This window comes from Rhodococcus sp. AB351, from assembly GCF_049538275.1.
GTDB lineage: Bacteria > Actinomycetota > Actinomycetes > Mycobacteriales > Mycobacteriaceae > Rhodococcus.
In genome coordinates this window covers 280,340-296,016 of record NZ_JBMVFW010000001.1, presented here as the reverse complement: position 1 = coordinate 296,016, position 15,677 = coordinate 280,340, and the positions used below count along the sequence as shown (strand labels likewise).

Genomic DNA, 15,677 nt, shown 5'->3' with positions numbered 1-15,677 from the left:
CTCCTGCGCTGCGCCGTCCGGCAGCCGTCGGGCTGAGCGTACTAGAGGTTTCCGCCGGATTTCCGGGTTGCGCCCAAGCTTTCCAGAGCTTGACGGGCCTCCTCGAGCTCGCGGCTGAGCTGCGCGACCCGCTCCTCGGCCGCGCGACGCGCCTCCTCGATCACCGACTGGACGGCCTCGGTGGCCGTGGGATCGCCGAGTTCCTTCACCGCACGTTCGACGGCGTCGGGTGCGACCGGCGCGGGCTTGCCGACCTTGCGGGTGCCGTGCGCGACCCCCACCGTCCACTCGTTCTCCGGGTCGATCGTGACGGTGATCGTGATCGACGGCGCCTTCTTCGCCTTGCGGGCCGGGGCCTTCGGCTTCGCCGGTGCCGGCGGCCGGGAGGCGGGAGTGTCGGACGAAGCGGAGGTCGTCTGGGTCACGGGCTTCTTCTCCTGGGCGCGGGGAACCGCAGCGGCTGCTGGGCTCTCGGACTTCTGGGGAGCGGGCTTCGGTGCAGCAGGCCTGGATGCGGCAGCCCGTGGGGTCGCGGGTTGCACAGGTGCCGCCTTCGTGGGAGCTGCCTTCGCCGGAGCGGGCTTCGCACCACCGGACGTGCGCGTGGTCTTCGCCGGCGCGCGCTTCGTTCCGGCCGGCTCGCGGGTGGCGCGCAGTTCGTCGGTCTCGAACGGCAACTCGTCGTCGACGCCCTTCGGCCGCACCATCACGGTGCTGCCGCTGATCGACACCACCCGCGCCGACGTCCCCGGGTCGATGCCGAGACTCGGAATGCCCTCGACGAGGTAGACGGTCGCGCGGCGCCCCTCGGCGAGAGCAGCACCGAGCTCTCCGAGTTGTTCCTCCGTCAGGTGGTCCGCGCGTCTGCGGGGCGACATGCGACGTCCTTTCTCGGTTCGCCGACGGGTCGGCAGGGCTTCGATGACGGTCACTGTCGCACATCCGTACGACACGCCTGCACACCTGTTCGACATGGCCTGCCGCGCACACGGGCCCCGCGCACGGTAAGGATGGATGCGTGACCCCGTCCGATCCGGCACCCGCATCAGGAACCGACGTGCTGTCCGTGATCCAGTCACAGCTGGAGAACGCGCTGCTCGGTGGTCCTCTTCGCTACACCCTGAACGAGGTGGCGGAGTTGTGCGGGCTCGCACCTGCGCGCGTGCGACGGCTGTGGCAGGCGCTCGGTCTGACCGTCGATCCCGATCCCGACGTCGTGATGTTCACCGACGGCGACGTCGAGGCCCTGCGCGCGACGGCCGCCATCATCGCGAGCGGCGCGGTCGACGAACGCCTCGAGGTGCCCGCGGCCCGGTCGATCGGGCAGTCGATGTCACGGCTGACCGAGTGGCAGCTGAATCTGCTCAACACCCACGTCTTCACGCAACTGGCCTCCGCCTACGAGGAAGCGGAGACTCCCCCGCAGGAAGAGGAGATCCGCGCGCTGGTCGACCACATCGTCGATCGCACGACCGAGCTCGCGGTGAGCCTGCAGAGCCACATGTGGCGTCGGCACCTGGTGGCCACGACCGCCCGGGCCGCCGCGCGCCCGCAGGATTCCGGGGAGCTGCACGAGCTGGTCGTCGGCTTCGCCGACATGGTCGGCTACACCCGGCTGACCCGGCAGATCGACGCGGCCGCGCTGAGCGAGCTGCTCGACTACTTCGAATCGGAGGTCTCCGACGTCATTGCCCGGCACAACGGCTGGGTGATCAAGACCGTCGGCGACGAGGTGATGTTCGCGGCCGAACGTCCGGTCGACGCCGCGCGCATCGCCCTCGAACTGCAGGATTCGTTCGGGTCCCAGAAGGACTATCCGGACCTGCGGATCGGACTGGCGTGGGGTCAGGCGTTGCCGCGCTTCGGCGACCTGTTCGGTTCGGTCGTCAACATCGCGGCCCGCCTCACCGGCGCGGCACGACCGGGCACGATCCTCGTCGACGAGAACCTCGCCGACGCGCTCGCCGACTGCGAGGAGTTCCACTTCCAGACCGTGCGGACCCTGCGGCTGCGGGACTTCCAGCATTCGCGGCTGTACGTCCTGCGTCGTCCGCGCGAGGAGAAGAAGGCGGCCGTGGGCGCGGATGGTCTCGGCGACGAGGACATGGGTCTGTGACCGGCCTGTCCTAACGATCCGTCCGGCGGGCTCTGCGCGCCGCGATGAAGTCGTCGACGATGTGCTCGCACGCGCGTCGGTCGATGGGCGCGAGCGTCGCGAGGCGGTTGAAGACGATCGGTCCGAGCAACTGGACCAGCACCAGGTCGTAGTCGAAGTCGCCGAGTTCGCGGCGGGCCTCCGAGGTGGCGAGCACACGGTCGAACGACGACCGGTAGCGGTCGACGAGGATCTCGCGCAGCGACTGCAGTTCGGGCCGCTCGCTGCGCCCCGGTTCCTTCGGGAGTTCGCCGAGGCCCGGCCCGAGTCCCATCCAGCACATCGCCGTCAACGGGATGGGCGCCTCCTCGATGATGCGTGCCTGTGCGGCGAGCAATTCGACGAGGCGGCTGCGGAGATCGCCGTCTTCCGGGACCGGGGGCGCCGGTGGAAGGAGCCGCGCGAAGGCCGCGGCGACCAGCTCGGTTCCATTCGCGAAGTGCCGGTAGAGGGTGGCCCGCGCGACGCCGGCAGAGGCGGTGACCGCATCGATCGTCACGGCGTCGGCACCGCCGGTCGCGAGGAGGGTGGTGGCGGCGTCGAGCAGTCGGGCGCGCGAACGCACGCGGCGCGGATCCTCGTCGCGCGGTGAGGCGGGCCGGGTCTCGACGTCGCGGCGGGGTTCTGCTTCGGGTTCGACGCTCACGCTTCCAGTTGTAGTCGCTGAGAGCGAAGCATGTGTGAGACCGGTGGTTCAGTTACGATACCGACAGTCTCGTTTCTGGTCCCGGCATTCCCCTCCCTCCGGAAGGCTCCCGTGTCAGACAGCACCGCGACCACCACCGCACCCCCTCGCATGACGCGAGCCCAGATCCGGCTGCTCGCCGTCGCGTGCTCGGCCGTCGCCGTGGTCATCGCGGCGATGGCCTCGCTCAACACGGCCCTGCCCGACATCGCGGTCGACACCGGCGCGACGCAGTCCCAGCTGACGTGGATCGTCGACGGCTACACCCTCGCACTGGCGGCACTGCTCCTCCCGGCCGGCGCGCTGGGCGATCGGCTCGGTCGCCGCGGCGTCATGATCGTCGGCCTGATCGTCTTCGCCGCCGGTTCGCTGTTGCCACTGGTCGCCGATGCACCGTTGTGGATCATCGGGGCGCGCGCAGTTGCAGGTGTCGGCGCGGCGTTGGTCATGCCGTCGACGTTGTCGCTGATCACCGCAGGTTTCGCCGAGGCTCATCGGGCACGTGTCATCGGCATCTGGGCCGGTGTGGCCGGATCGGGTGCCGTGCTCGGCATGATTCTGTCGGGACTGGTGCTCGAGTACGCGTCGTGGCGGGTGATCTTCGGGGGTTCCGCCGCCATCGCGCTCCTGCTGGTCGCTCTGTCGTTCACCATCGACTCGTCGCGCTCGACGCAGCCGTTGCCGTTCGACTTCGGGGGCGGCATCCTCGTGGTCCTCGCCGTGGGCCTGTTCGTGCTCGGCGTGATGGAGGGTCCGCATCGCGGATGGACCGACGTGGTGACGCTCGGATCGATGATCGCAGGCTTGGCGGCGGCAGCCGGATTCGTGCTCGTGGAACTCCGGTCGAAGGCGCCGCTCCTGGACGTGCGGTTGTTCCGCCAGCGGGCGTTCGGTGTGGGCGCGGCCGGGTTGTCGTTCCAGTATCTCGCGGGTTTCGGTCTGTTCTTCCTCATCGTGCAGTACCTGCAGCTCGTGCTGGGCTACTCGCCGCTGCGGGCCTCCCTGGCACTGACGCCGATCTTCCTCGTCGTCATGGGCCTGTCGCTCGCCGTGCCCGCGCTGCTGGCGCGGGTGGGCATCCGCATCCTGCTCAGCGTCGGCTTGGCGCTGATCGGCGTCGCACTGATCCTCATGGGCCTGCTCGACGCCGACTCCACCTACGTCGAGGTGGCGTTCGCGTTGAGCATCGCGGGTGTCGGCGTCGGTATCTGTACCGCTCCCGCGACCCACGCGATCGTCACCAACACCCCTGAGGACCAGTTGGGCGTGGCGTCGGCGGTCAACGACGCGACCCGCGAGATCGGTGCGGCGATCGGTGTCGCGATCACGGGCAGCGTCCTCGCCGCGGCCTACGGGCACGGCATCGATCCGGTGGCGCCGATGATCCCCGAGCCGGCCCGGTCCGCCGTGCAGGACTCGCTCGCCGCCGCGATACAGGTCGCCGAGCAAGCCGGCCCGCAGGGCGAGCAACTCGCCGAACTCGCACAGAACGCCTTCCTCGACGGCTTGCAGCAGGCCTCGTGGGCGGTCGCCGCGATCCTCCTGGTCGGAGCGGTGATCTCCGCCTTCTGGGCACCCCGGCGCTCGTAGCCCTCCCCTCTTCCTTCCTTCCCGATGCCCGCGACGCAGGTTGCGGGCATTGTGCTGTGCGCACGATCACGCTAACCTGGATAACAGTTACCAGTCGTCACACTAAAAAGGTGGAGACATGACCGCATCGCTCACCCGCGAGACCAGCAAGGGCTTCATTCCCGGCGTCGCACTGTCCGATCGCGAGGAAACCGCCGGACGACTGCTCGCCTCGTCCGCACGCAAGTCGTACGACCCGGTCGTCGAGGTGGACTGGGAGGCCCCCGTCCCCGACGACAAGTTCGGCATGACCCCCGAATGGAGCACGCTCTACGGCACCGCGCTGTGGGACGAGCTCACCGACGAACAGCGCATCGAGTTGACCAAGCACGAGGCCGCGAGCGTTTCGAGCGTCGGCCTGTGGTTCGAGATCCTGCTCATGCAGATGCTCCTGCGCGACGTCTACGACCGCGACAAGCATTCGCGTCACGTCCAGTTCGCCCTCACCGAGGTCGCCGACGAGTGCCGCCACTCGGTGATGTTCGCGCGCGCCGGCGAACGGCTGAACATGCCGGGCTACGGTCCGGCCCGCTACATCCACCAGCTCGGTCGCCTGTGGGGCCATTTCTTCAAGGGCGCCAACGCCTATGCATCGGTCATGGCTGCCGAGGAGATCCTCGACATGATGCAGCGCGACTTCATGCGCGACGAGCGGGTCCAGCCTGTCACCCGCGCGGTGTCGAAGATCCACGTCCTCGAGGAGGCGCGCCACATCCGCTTCGCCCGCGAGGAGGTCGCACGCCGACTCGCCGGTGCGAGCCGCGCACGACTGGCGATAGAGCGCTTCAACACCGCGCTCGTGGTCTTCTTCGTCGTCAAGAGCATGATCCACCCCGACGTCTACGCCAATGCAGGCCTCGACCGCGAGCGCGCTCTGCGAGAGGCGAAGGGCAACAAGCACTATCACGATCGCGTGCGCAAGTCCGGCGCGAAGCTGATGACCTTCCTCGACAACGTCGGCCTCATCGGCGGACCCTCGAAGATCCTCTACAAGAAGGTCCACCTGCTCTGACACGGCCTACGGGCCCATAACGAACTGTGCGCAGTTCTCGTCGATCTCCCCGAAGGGATCCGAACGAGAACTGCGCACAGCCGTTCGTGGCGAAAACCGAAGGGCGTCAGCCCACCTTCTCGGTGGCCTGCAGGCTGTCGTCGCGCTCCTGCTCCGGGAACAGCGTGCGCGTGATCTTCCGAGCGGTATCGGCGACGATCGGCGCCACCCACTCCAGGCGGGTCGAACGGGCGTCCGCTGCCAGCGACAGGGCGGCAACCGGGCCGTCGACGCCGCGGAGCGCGACACCCACGCATCCGATGCCCCGCGCGGCCTCCTCACGTTCGAATGCGACGCCACGACGCTTGCGGATGCGGTTGAGTTCCTGGTGCAGTGCGACGTGATCGCGGATGGTGCGCTCCGTGCACGGCACGAGTTGCGTGCCGTACAGCGCGTCGATACGTTCGGGCTCGAGCCACGCGAGGATGGACTTGCCGGCCGCAGTGGCGTAGGCGGGGAATCGCCCGCCTACCCGCGACGGCACGCTCGACGCGAGCTGCCCACCGACCTTGTCGAGGTAGAGCACCTCGTTGCCCTCGAGGACCGTCAGATGGACGACGGCGCCGGTCTGCATCGCAAGGTCGTGGAGGTGCGGAGCGGCGGCCTCCCTGATGCGACGGTGACCGGTGTCGCTGCCACCGAGGCCGAGGGCACGCGGGCCGAGGCAGTAGCCGAAGGAGGCGTGCTCGATCCACTCGCGGCGCACGAGGTGGTCGAGGATGCGGTGGACGGTCGAGCGGGGCAGCCCCGAGCGGCAGGTGACCTCTTCGAGAGTGAGGGCGCCTCGACTGTCGAAGGCCTCGAGGATGAGCGTCATCCGATCGACCATCGATGGAGGAAGTTCTCGCTTGGACGAGGTACCGACGGGCTCGAGCGCGGAGTCGACGGCAGTCAACTGCACCTCCAAAAGTCCTGGCCACGACCCTGCGCGCCTCATGAAACTGGAATCTGTTCCAGAACGTTAGCAGTAACAGCGGTCACACCGGAAGGGGTACACACAGACTGTAGGTACTCCGGAGTCGGTTTCCCGACGAGAGTGAATTCCTATGAGTCTGGTCGGAATCGTGCGGACAGGTTATTGTCGGGACCGTGAGCAAGACGTACGAGCGCGCGAGCCGGTCGCCGCACCGTCGTGCCCCCCTGTCGTGTATCCGCGGGTGCCGGGCCCGCTGACCGCCGCACCCGTTCCCGCCCCCTCGATGCTGCCCGACGGCGTCGTGTCCGGGGTCCGAAGGTCAGCATGTCGACGATCAGAACACATCCCGAACCCGGAGCAGAGCCATGAGCGACACCACCCCTGAAGCAACCGATCCCAGCGCGAACTGGAGCTTCGAGACCAAGCAGATCCACGTGGGCCAGCCCGCCGGTGGCGACACGAAGGCCCGGGCCCTGCCCATCTACCAGACCACCAGCTACACCTTCGACAACACCGATCACGCCGCTGCGCTGTTCGGCCTCGCCGAGCCCGGCAACATCTACACCCGCATCATGAACCCGACGCAGGACGCGGTCGAACAGCGCATCGCCGCCCTCGAAGGTGGCGTCGCCGCCCTCCTGCTCGCCTCCGGTCAGGCCGCCGAGACCTTCGCGATCCTCAACCTGGCGCAGGCCGGCGACCACATCGTGTCGAGCCCGTATCTCTACGGCGGCACCTACAACCTGTTCCACTACACGCTGCCGAAGCTCGGCATCGAGGTCACCTTCGTCGAGGATCCCGACAACCTCGATCACTGGCGCGAGGCCATCCGCGACAACACCCGCGCGTTCTTCGGTGAGACGATCGCCAACCCGAAGAACCACATCCTCGACCTGCCCGGCATCTCGGGCGTGGCCCACGAGAACGGGCTGCCGCTGATCGTCGACAACACGGTCGCCACCCCCTACCTGCTCCGCCCGCTCGAGCACGGCGCCGACATCGTCGTGCACTCGGCCACCAAGTACCTCGGCGGCCACGGCACGGCCATTGCCGGTGTCATCGTCGACGGCGGCACGTTCGACTGGACGCAGGGCCGCCACGCCGGTTTCACCACCCCGGACCCGAGTTACCACGGCGTCGTCTTCGCCGACCTCGGCGCCCCGGCCTACGCGCTCAAGGCGCGTGTGCAGCTGCTGCGCGACATGGGCGCGGCGGTCTCCCCGTTCAACGCCTTCCTCATCTCGCAGGGCCTCGAGACGCTGAGCCTGCGGATCGAGCGGCACGTGGAGAACGCGCAGAAGGTCGCCGAGTTCCTCGAGGGGCGTCCGGAGATCACCTCCGTCGCCTACGCCGGCCTGAAGTCGTCGCCCTGGTACGACCGCGCCCGGCAACTCACCCCGCGCGGTGCCGGCGCGATCGTGGTGTTCGAGCTCTCCGGGGGCATCGACGCCGGCAAGCGGTTCGTCAACGCGTTGACCCTGCACAGTCACGTCGCGAACATCGGCGACGTCCGCTCGCTGGTCATCCACCCCGCGTCGACGACCCACTCGCAGCTCACCGGCGAGGAGCAGATCGCTGCGGGTGTCACTCCGGGTCTCGTGCGACTCGCCGTGGGCATCGAGAACATCGACGACATCCTCGCCGACATCACCACCGGACTCGAGGCTGCGGGTAGCTGACCCCGAAGGATTCGAAAGACGCGACGGCCCACCCCCTTTCGGGATGGGCCGTCGCCGCGTTCGGCGTATGCGCGATCAGTCGTTGCGTGCGAGCGCCTGTGCGATCCGCTCGGCCTGCGTGCTGCTCTCGAGCAACTGCCTGACCAGCCACAGACGCAGGACACGGGTGACCGCGGCGGCGAGATAGACCGCCACACCGACCAGGGTGACGGCCACGAAGCCGAGGGCGAGCAACTGATAGGACAGGAGATCGCGGGTGTCGGAGAGAGTGAGCGACGCAATGTAGACGACGAAGACCGCGACGGCGCCGATCACCATCAGGGCCAGACCGACGAGTCGGGCTCTCCCCCCCGAATCCGAACGGGGAGCGTCGAGACCCAGCGCTGCGACATCCTTCTTGAACTGTTCACGTCGCTCGTCGACGAGTGCGGTCATGGTCATCCTCCTAGATAGGTGGTGGAAAGTTCTTCTTCGATCTCCGCCGGATCGCCTGTGCGCACCACCCGGCCCTGCAACATCAGCGCGGCACTGGTGGCGATCGGGAGCACCGCTCGCGCGAACTGTTCGGCTACGAGGATCGACACACCCTCGGCGGCGAGCTCGCCGACGATCTCGTAGATCTGGGAGACGATGCGCGGTGCCAGGCCCATCGACAGTTCGTCGAGCAACAGCACCGTGGGATGGGTACCGAGCGCCCGCGACAACGCGAGCATCTGCTGTTCACCGCCGGACATCGAACCGGCCAGCTGCGACCGGCGCTCACCGAGAACCGGGAATCGCGTGTACGCCACCTCTTCGAGGTCTGCGAGCGAAACACCGGTGCCGGTTCCGATCCACAGGTTCTCGCGCACGGTGAGGTTGGGGAAGATGCCGCGCCCCTCGGGAATCGAGCACACCCCCAGACGCGCGAGTTCCGCTGCGGACACACCGTTGACGACCCGGCCGGCCAACCGGAACTCACCCGACGAGATCGGATGGATCCCCGAGCACACGCGCAGGGTCGTCGTCTTACCTCCGCCATTCGGCCCGAGCAGGGCGACCACCGCGCCCGGTTCGAGTACGAGGTCCACGCTGCGCAGCACCTCGATCGCGCCGTATCCGGCCCGGACACCCGACAGTTCGAGCAACGGTTCGACGCTCATACCGCTTCCTCCTCGGTGCCGATGTAGGCGTTGATCACTGCCGGATCGTTCTTGATCTCGTCCGGAACACCACTTGCCAGCACCGCACCGTAGTCGAGCACGTGGATCCGCGAACAGATCTTCATCACCAGCGGGATGTCGTGTTCGACGAGGCAGATCGCGAGGCCGTCCTTCGCCAGGTCACCGAGCAGCGCGGCGAAGGCCTCGGTTTCCTGCTCGGTCTGCCCGGACGCGGGCTCGTCGAGCAGCAGCACGCGCGGAGACGTCATCAACGCGCGGGCGACCTCCACGACGCGGGCACGTCCGGTGGGTACGTCCGAGACATCGGTGCTCGCGATATCGGCCAGGCCGGTCAACTCGAGGAGCCTGTCGACCTCCTCGTCCACGTCGATCTTGTTGCGTCCGTTGACATTGTGGATGTCCCCGGCCACTCGGAGGTTGTCGCGCACGGACAGCGACACGAACAACTCGAGACGCTGGAACGTGCGGGCCATGCCCCTGCGGGCCCGTTTGTAGGGCGGCAGTGAGGTGATGTCACGACCGTCGAGGAAGACCGTGCCGGCCGTCGGCCGTTGCAGGCCGGTGATCGTGTTGAACAGCGTCGTCTTCCCGGCCCCGTTGGGTCCGATCAGGCCCGTCACCGTTCCCGGTTCGATTCCGATGCTCACGTCCTTGACCGCGACGTGACCGCCGAATCGGACTGTGATACCGCGCGTTTCCAGAATGGGTGCCTCAACCATGAGGAATCAGTTCCTTCTCCGATCCGGTGGCACGTGCGGCCAGAAGTTCGTCGATGCCGAGCTCTCGATCGATCTCGTCCCGCGCCTGCTCGGTGTAGGGCTCGTCGATTCCGACCCGCTCGGGAACCAGCGGCGCGCGACGTTGCGCTTCCTCCGCGCCGAGCACCGCCTCGGGCATCAGCCACTGCCCCATCACCGGCAGCATGAACACCGTGGCGATGGTGATCGACGCGAACCACCAGTTGTCGAGCACGCCGACGAGCGCGAGCAGGTACGACGCGAGGACCACCGCAGCTCCGCCGACCAGCACGGGCTTCGCGTTCTTCAGGTGACGGTAGCCTTCCACCATCTGGTGGACGCTGCCGCTCGGGTTCGCCGCGACGCCGATACCGATGAGAGCGGGACTCACTGCGGCGACGTGACCGAGGAAGGTCCACAAACCGGCCAGTTCCGGTTGTCCCGCGGAGAGATTGGAGAACGAGACCATAATGACGGCGAAACCGACACCCGACAGCAGACCGCCGAACAGCGCACCGGAGACGTAACCGATACCGGCCACGACGGTGAGCATCAGCAGCGACAGACTCACCATGATCGAGAAGCTCTCGTTCGACACCGAGCCCATCGCACTCGACATGAACAGTCCGCCCAGGCCGGCGATGCCCGCCGACAGGGTGAAGACGCCGAGTTTGAGGCGCACCAGGCTCTGGCCGAGCATTGCCGCCGCGGCGGGGCTGTCCTTCATCGCGGCGAGCCGGCGCCCGTAGCCGCTGTTGCGCAGGGCGATGATGCCTACGCCGAGAACGGCGAAGATCACCGTCACCGTCATGAGGAAGGTCGTCTCGTTCCGCAGGTCGAGAGGGCCGACCTTCAATGGCGGGATCGCGATGTTGCCATCGGTGAACAGCGAGAACCTGATGCCGAACAGCTCGTGCTGGGTCGTGTCGCGCAGCACCATGTTCGACAGGAACACACCGAACGCCATCGTGGCCAGGGCGAGATAGAGGCCGCGCAACCGCAGGGCCGGCAGCGCGATGAGCCCGCCGATCACGGCCGTGACGGCGACGCCGAGCGCCACGCCCCACAGGTTCAGGTGGGCGGCCAGTCCGCTCCCGGAGATACCGAAGTGGAACGCCACGATCGTCGCGATGGCACCGAAGGATACCGGCGCGAGGTTCATCTCGCCCGCGTATCCGGTCAGCAGGGTCAGCGACAACGCGATGATCGCGAAGGTCATGCCGATCGTGAGGGTCGTGACCGCCGACGTCACCATGAGCAGGCGGATGGCATAGACGATGACGACGAGCGCGACCGCCCAGGCGATCGCCTTGCGCACCGACGGCACGTGGTAGCGCTCCCGGGTCCGGGTGACGGCACCGCGCAACCGATCCTGCGGCAGTACGACGAGAACCACGAACAGCGCGATCATCGGCAGGGACACTCGCAGATTCGACGTCCATGTCCACGCGGTCGGGAAGTAGGCGAGCACGTATGTGGCTGCCAGGCCGAGGAACAGCGCACCGGCGAAGGTACGCGGAATGCTGCGCAGCCGGCCGAACATCGCCGCCGCGAACGCGTCGATGACGAGCAAGGTCAGCATGTTCGCTTCGAGGGTGCCACCGTTGATCGGTGTCACGAGAACACCCGCCAGGACCGCGAGAGTCGAGCCCATCATCCAGGACAGTGCGGCGAGCCGGTCGGGGTCGTGCCCGTTCAGGCGCAGCAGATCGGGATCGTCGACCACACCTCGCATCGCCACTCCGACGCGGGTGCGCACGAACATGATTCGTAGTCCGACGGCGATGAGTACCGCGGCGGCGAGGCAGATCAGTTCGTGGTAGCGGATGGTGACACCGAAGAGCTCGATCCTCGCCTGGTCGCCGAAGAACATCGTCATGGTGCGTGCAGTCTCGGGATGCCAGAACCAGTGCGACACCGAGACCATGCCGAGCAGGATCGACACCGTGACGACGATCTTGGTGACCTCGGCGGTGTCACGCATCCCGCGCATGATCACGACGTAGAGCAGCAGGCCCATCATCGGACCGAGGACGCCCAGCACGAGAAGCAGCGCGATGGGCGTGGGCAGGCCCCAGCCGTAACGCAGTTGCCAGTAGGCGAACGCACCGAGCATCGCCTGCGCGCCGTGCGCGAAGTTGAAGATGCCGGACGTGTTGTAGGTGAGAACGAGGCCCGATGCAGCGATCGCGTAAACCGATCCGAGCACCAACCCCACGATCGTGAAGGTCAGAAAGGTGTCCATACGAGTACCTCTGGTCGGGGTGCCGGCGAGCGCGTGTCACGCCTCGCCGGCACCGGGCGCTCGGATCAGACGGTCGGTCTGATGACGTTGGGGTTCAGATATTTCGTCGCGATGCGGTCGGGTCCGAGTTCGGTGCCCCACGTACTCGGATCGGTCGCGACGCGATAGCGGTCGTCGCACTCGAAGGTGCCCGCCTCCGCGGGGAACGCCTGGGTGTATTCGGCGCCTTCGAGTTTCACGACGAGCCCGCAGGTCGCGGGCATGTTGTTCCCGGGGTCGGTGACCGCGTGCAGACCACCGCCGTCCCACTCGTGGATCCGGGACAATTCGTCGATGACGCACTGCCGGGACAGGTCCGATCCGCAGGCGTCCGCAGCGGTAGCCCACAACAGGAACGAAGAAGTGGCCTGCATGCCGAGCAGCGCGGTCTTGCCGTCCTGCTCGGTGACGAGCTCGACGTACTTCTTCACGGCCGGCACAGCATCGGCGTTCTCGATCATCTGGAAGGTCATGCCGGCGTGGAGGTTGTCGAGCAGACCGTTCTCACCGTTCCATGCCTGAGCGGCATTGCCGTACCAGGTGGCCTCACCGAGCAGGATCGGGTCGATGCCGGCCTGGTCGAGCGCCTTCACGAAGTTGAATTCGGCCGGCACCGGAGAACGGGAGGTCCACAGGCCCTTGACGCCGCACTGCTTGAACTTCTCGGCGAAGGGCGCGTAACTCGACTCGCCCTCGTAGTTGAGCGTGACACCGCAGTTCTTCAGCGTGAAACCGGCTGCCTCGGCGACGGACCGGATCTTGGTGCTGGCCGAGATGATCGTGGGCATCGTGCTGTCGATGACGTCGAACTCGCCGAGCAGGTCCGGGTACATCTCGGCGATCTGGAACCACTGCGAACCGTTCGCATAGTCGACCGGGAACGGGACGCCCTGGTAGGTCATCGGGCCGTTGGCCGCGTCGGGGGACACGGTGAAGGCGGGGACAGCGGCGAGGTTGCACGCGACCCGGGTCTGCTCCGAGGTCTGGTCCATGGCGAAGCCGTGACCGACCATCATGAACTCGCTCGCACATGCATTCTGCATGACGGCGTTGGCCTGCGTCATCGCAGCGTCGTAGTGGGTACCGACGATCGTGCGGCCGTTGATGCCACCCTGGGCGTTGCACCAATCGATCATGGCGGAGACGGCGTCACCGATCTCCTTGTTGAGTCCGGGGCTCTTCGAATAGCCCCGGTCGTCGCCGTAACCGATCCGGATCTCGGAATCGGACACTCCTTGGTCGGTACTTCCTGCCGCTTCGCCCGGCCCGCATGGAGACGAAAGGGTTCCGAACGACTCCTCGACCGACAGGGACGCTCCAGTTCCGGCGGCTGCCGCCGGAGCGAGGGCGCCCGCCGACGAGTCGGCGCCGCGATCCGACGCACAAGCGGACGTCGCCACTACGATGGCGAACAGACCCGCCATCGATTTCGAGGCAGCACTGAGTTTCACGACGATGGACTCCTTGGTCTCGGTCCGGGCCGAAGCGCGATCCGGGGGGCGCCGGACGGTGGGCCGGGTGTCGCGAAGGTAGCCACCCGGCCGAGTGAGACCTGCGCCACTCCCACTCACCGGGACCGATTTGTGACAGTCGACACAGGGTTTAGGGTGTGATGCTCCACGTCACCAGCAACAGTTCTCCGATCCTTCCGTGTACGCGCTGCGCGACGACGAACGTGCGGGCCGAGAAAGGCGAATCCTTGACAGCACAAGCCGATCTGCAGCAGATGCTTCAGCAGGTCGTTTCCCAGCTCACCGGCCCCGGTGGCCGCTTCGAAATCGTCGAAGAGGACGTGCGCGGAAACCGGATGCAGGTCATGCGCAACCGCGACCGGCGCATCGGCGACCTCGTCGCCGCGTCCCGGAAATGGGGCGACCGCGACTACCTCGTGACGGCCGATCGCCGCCTGTCGTTCACCGAGCACGCCGACGCTGTAGCTGCCCTGGCGACCGCCCTGCGCGACGAGCACGGCGTGGAGAAGGGCGACCGGGTCGCGATCCTTGCGGCCAACTCACCCGAATGGATCATCACCTTCTGGGCCGCCCAATGCCTGGGCGCAATCGCCGTGGGGCTGAACTCCTGGTGGACGCCGTCCGAAATCGCCTACGGCGTGAACATGGTGCGACCCAAGGTGATCGTCGCCGACGCCAAGCGCGCCGATCTGCTGGCCGGAGCAGAGGTCTCCGGCTTCGAACTGCTCACCACCGAACACGACGTGCCTCGGATCGTGGCCGCCGCGTCCGGCACCGAACTGCCGTCGGCCGACGTGGAGGAGGACGATCCCGCGGTCATCCTGTTCACGAGCGGCACCAGTGGACGTCCCAAGGGGGCGTTGCACTCCCACCGCAACGTGCTCGCCGTCGTCGACTACCACCGGTACTCCGATGCTCTGGTGGCCGCGATGCAGCGGCGCTCCTACGACGACTCGGTGCCCAACGACAACCGGTACCTCCTGACCTCGCCGTTGTTCCACATCGCAAGCCTGCACAACCTGGCGGTGCCACGCCTCGCGACGGGAAGCGCCGCCGTTCTGACGGAAGGCGGGTTCGACGTCGACAAGGTCTTCGCGCTCATCGAGCGTGAGAGGGTCACCAACTGGGGCGCGGTGCCGACGATGGCGTCGCGCATGCTCGAGCACGAGAACACCGACAAGTACGACCTCAGCTCGCTCACCGCGTTCGCGCTGGCCTCGGCACCGTCCTCCCTTGAGTTCAAGAAGCGTCTGCAGGCGAAGTTCCCCTTTGCGCAGCAGGCCCTGGTGGACAGCTACGGACTGACCGAGTGCAGCACTGCGATCGCCATGGCGACGGCCCCGGAGATCGAGGCGTTCCCGGGCACGCTCGGCTCCCCCATCATCACGGTGAGCATGGAGATCCGCGACCCGTTCGGTGAGCGGGTTCCCGACGGCACCGAGGGCGAGATCTGCGTCCGCAGTCCCTATGTGATGCTCGGGTACTGGGAGGACCCGGCTGCGACGGACGCGGCTGTCACCTCGGACGGATGGCTACGTACCGGCGACTACGGAACGCTCGAGAACGGCCGCCTGCGGCTCACGGGCCGGCGATCCGATCTCATCCTGCGCGGCGGCGAGAACGTCTATCCCACGGAGATCGAACAGCGCCTCGACGAGCACCCCGACGTCGTCGAGAGCGCCGTGATCGGCGTGGACCACGAGGATCTGGGGCAGGAGGTCGCGGCCGTCGTCGTGCTGCGACCCGGCAGCGCGATCACCGAGGACGAGTTGCGAGCCTTCTGCGCCGAGCGACTGGCCTACTACAAGGTGCCCACAGTTTGGCGGATCACGCGGGATCTACTCCCCCGCAACGCGACCGGCAAGATCATCCGACGCTCGATCACCGTCTGATCGGCGAGCACACC

At 67.2% G+C, this 15,677-nt stretch carries 13 protein-coding genes; 5 read left to right on the top strand and 8 right to left on the bottom strand.

What is annotated here, in order from left to right; genetic code table 11:
• Nucleotides 1-41 precede the first annotated feature (41 nt).
• Nucleotides 42-878, bottom strand: a complete 837-nt coding sequence (locus tag ACPCXD_RS01485) for a DUF6319 family protein (protein WP_179161829.1) — start codon at nt 876-878, stop codon at nt 42-44.
• A gap of 140 nt (nt 879-1,018) precedes the next feature.
• On the opposite strand from ACPCXD_RS01485, the gene ACPCXD_RS01480 reads away from it, so the two are divergent.
• Nucleotides 1,019-2,116, top strand: coding sequence for an adenylate/guanylate cyclase domain-containing protein (locus ACPCXD_RS01480; RefSeq protein WP_026061565.1), 1,098 nt, complete (start codon nt 1,019-1,021; stop codon nt 2,114-2,116).
• A gap of 10 nt (nt 2,117-2,126) precedes the next feature.
• Here ACPCXD_RS01480 and ACPCXD_RS01475 read toward each other — a convergent pair whose 3' ends face one another.
• Nucleotides 2,127-2,801 (bottom strand): TetR/AcrR family transcriptional regulator, encoded by a 675-nt coding sequence (locus tag ACPCXD_RS01475; protein ID WP_016694184.1) that lies wholly within the window; start codon nt 2,799-2,801, stop codon nt 2,127-2,129.
• A 150-nt stretch (nt 2,802-2,951) separates the two neighbouring features.
• Between ACPCXD_RS01475 and ACPCXD_RS01470 the strand changes: the two genes are divergently transcribed.
• Both ACPCXD_RS01470 and ACPCXD_RS01465 read left to right on the top strand, forming a co-directional pair.
• A complete protein-coding gene (locus tag ACPCXD_RS01470; RefSeq protein ID WP_423658818.1) occupies nt 2,952-4,430 on the top strand; it encodes an MFS transporter in 1,479 nt (492 codons plus the stop codon).
• 118 nt (nt 4,431-4,548) lie between these two features.
• Nucleotides 4,549-5,481 (top strand): AurF N-oxygenase family protein, encoded by a 933-nt coding sequence (locus ACPCXD_RS01465; RefSeq protein WP_120280576.1) that lies wholly within the window; start codon nt 4,549-4,551, stop codon nt 5,479-5,481.
• 106 nt (nt 5,482-5,587) lie between these two features.
• Here ACPCXD_RS01465 and ACPCXD_RS01460 read toward each other — a convergent pair whose 3' ends face one another.
• Nucleotides 5,588-6,415, bottom strand: a complete 828-nt coding sequence (locus ACPCXD_RS01460) for an IclR family transcriptional regulator (RefSeq protein WP_423658816.1) — start codon at nt 6,413-6,415, stop codon at nt 5,588-5,590.
• Nucleotides 6,416-6,801: 386 nt separating this feature from the next.
• On the opposite strand from ACPCXD_RS01460, the gene ACPCXD_RS01455 reads away from it, so the two are divergent.
• Nucleotides 6,802-8,115 carry a bifunctional o-acetylhomoserine/o-acetylserine sulfhydrylase gene (locus ACPCXD_RS01455; RefSeq protein ID WP_423658025.1) on the top strand — a complete coding sequence of 438 codons (1,314 nt, stop codon included), beginning with the start codon at nt 6,802-6,804 and terminating at the stop codon, nt 8,113-8,115.
• A 75-nt stretch (nt 8,116-8,190) separates the two neighbouring features.
• On the opposite strand, the gene ACPCXD_RS01450 is transcribed toward ACPCXD_RS01455, so the two are convergent.
• The 5 genes from ACPCXD_RS01450 to ACPCXD_RS01430 form a co-directional block, all read right to left on the bottom strand.
• Nucleotides 8,191-8,556, bottom strand: a complete 366-nt coding sequence (locus tag ACPCXD_RS01450; RefSeq protein WP_145690745.1) for a hypothetical protein — start codon at nt 8,554-8,556, stop codon at nt 8,191-8,193.
• A complete protein-coding gene (locus ACPCXD_RS01445) occupies nt 8,553-9,257 on the bottom strand; it encodes an ABC transporter ATP-binding protein (protein ID WP_088898685.1) in 705 nt (234 codons plus the stop codon). The genes ACPCXD_RS01450 and ACPCXD_RS01445 overlap by 4 nt, the downstream gene beginning before the upstream one ends.
• Nucleotides 9,254-9,997 (bottom strand): ABC transporter ATP-binding protein, encoded by a 744-nt coding sequence (locus tag ACPCXD_RS01440; protein ID WP_423658022.1) that lies wholly within the window; start codon nt 9,995-9,997, stop codon nt 9,254-9,256. Before ACPCXD_RS01440 ends, ACPCXD_RS01445 begins: the two co-directional genes overlap by 4 nt.
• Nucleotides 9,990-12,260: an ABC transporter permease gene (locus ACPCXD_RS01435; RefSeq protein WP_085470126.1), complete on the bottom strand. Its 2,271-nt coding sequence runs from the start codon at nt 12,258-12,260 to the stop codon at nt 9,990-9,992. The genes ACPCXD_RS01440 and ACPCXD_RS01435 overlap by 8 nt, the downstream gene beginning before the upstream one ends.
• Nucleotides 12,261-12,325: 65 nt before the next feature.
• Nucleotides 12,326-13,723, bottom strand: coding sequence for an ABC transporter substrate-binding protein (locus ACPCXD_RS01430; RefSeq protein WP_172414989.1), 1,398 nt, complete (start codon nt 13,721-13,723; stop codon nt 12,326-12,328).
• A gap of 275 nt (nt 13,724-13,998) precedes the next feature.
• Between ACPCXD_RS01430 and casG the strand changes: the two genes are divergently transcribed.
• On the top strand, nt 13,999-15,663 hold the full coding sequence (gene casG, locus ACPCXD_RS01425; RefSeq protein WP_060650775.1) for a steroid-24-oyl-CoA synthetase: 1,665 nt from the start codon (nt 13,999-14,001) through the stop codon (nt 15,661-15,663).
• Nucleotides 15,664-15,677: the final 14 nt, after the last annotated feature.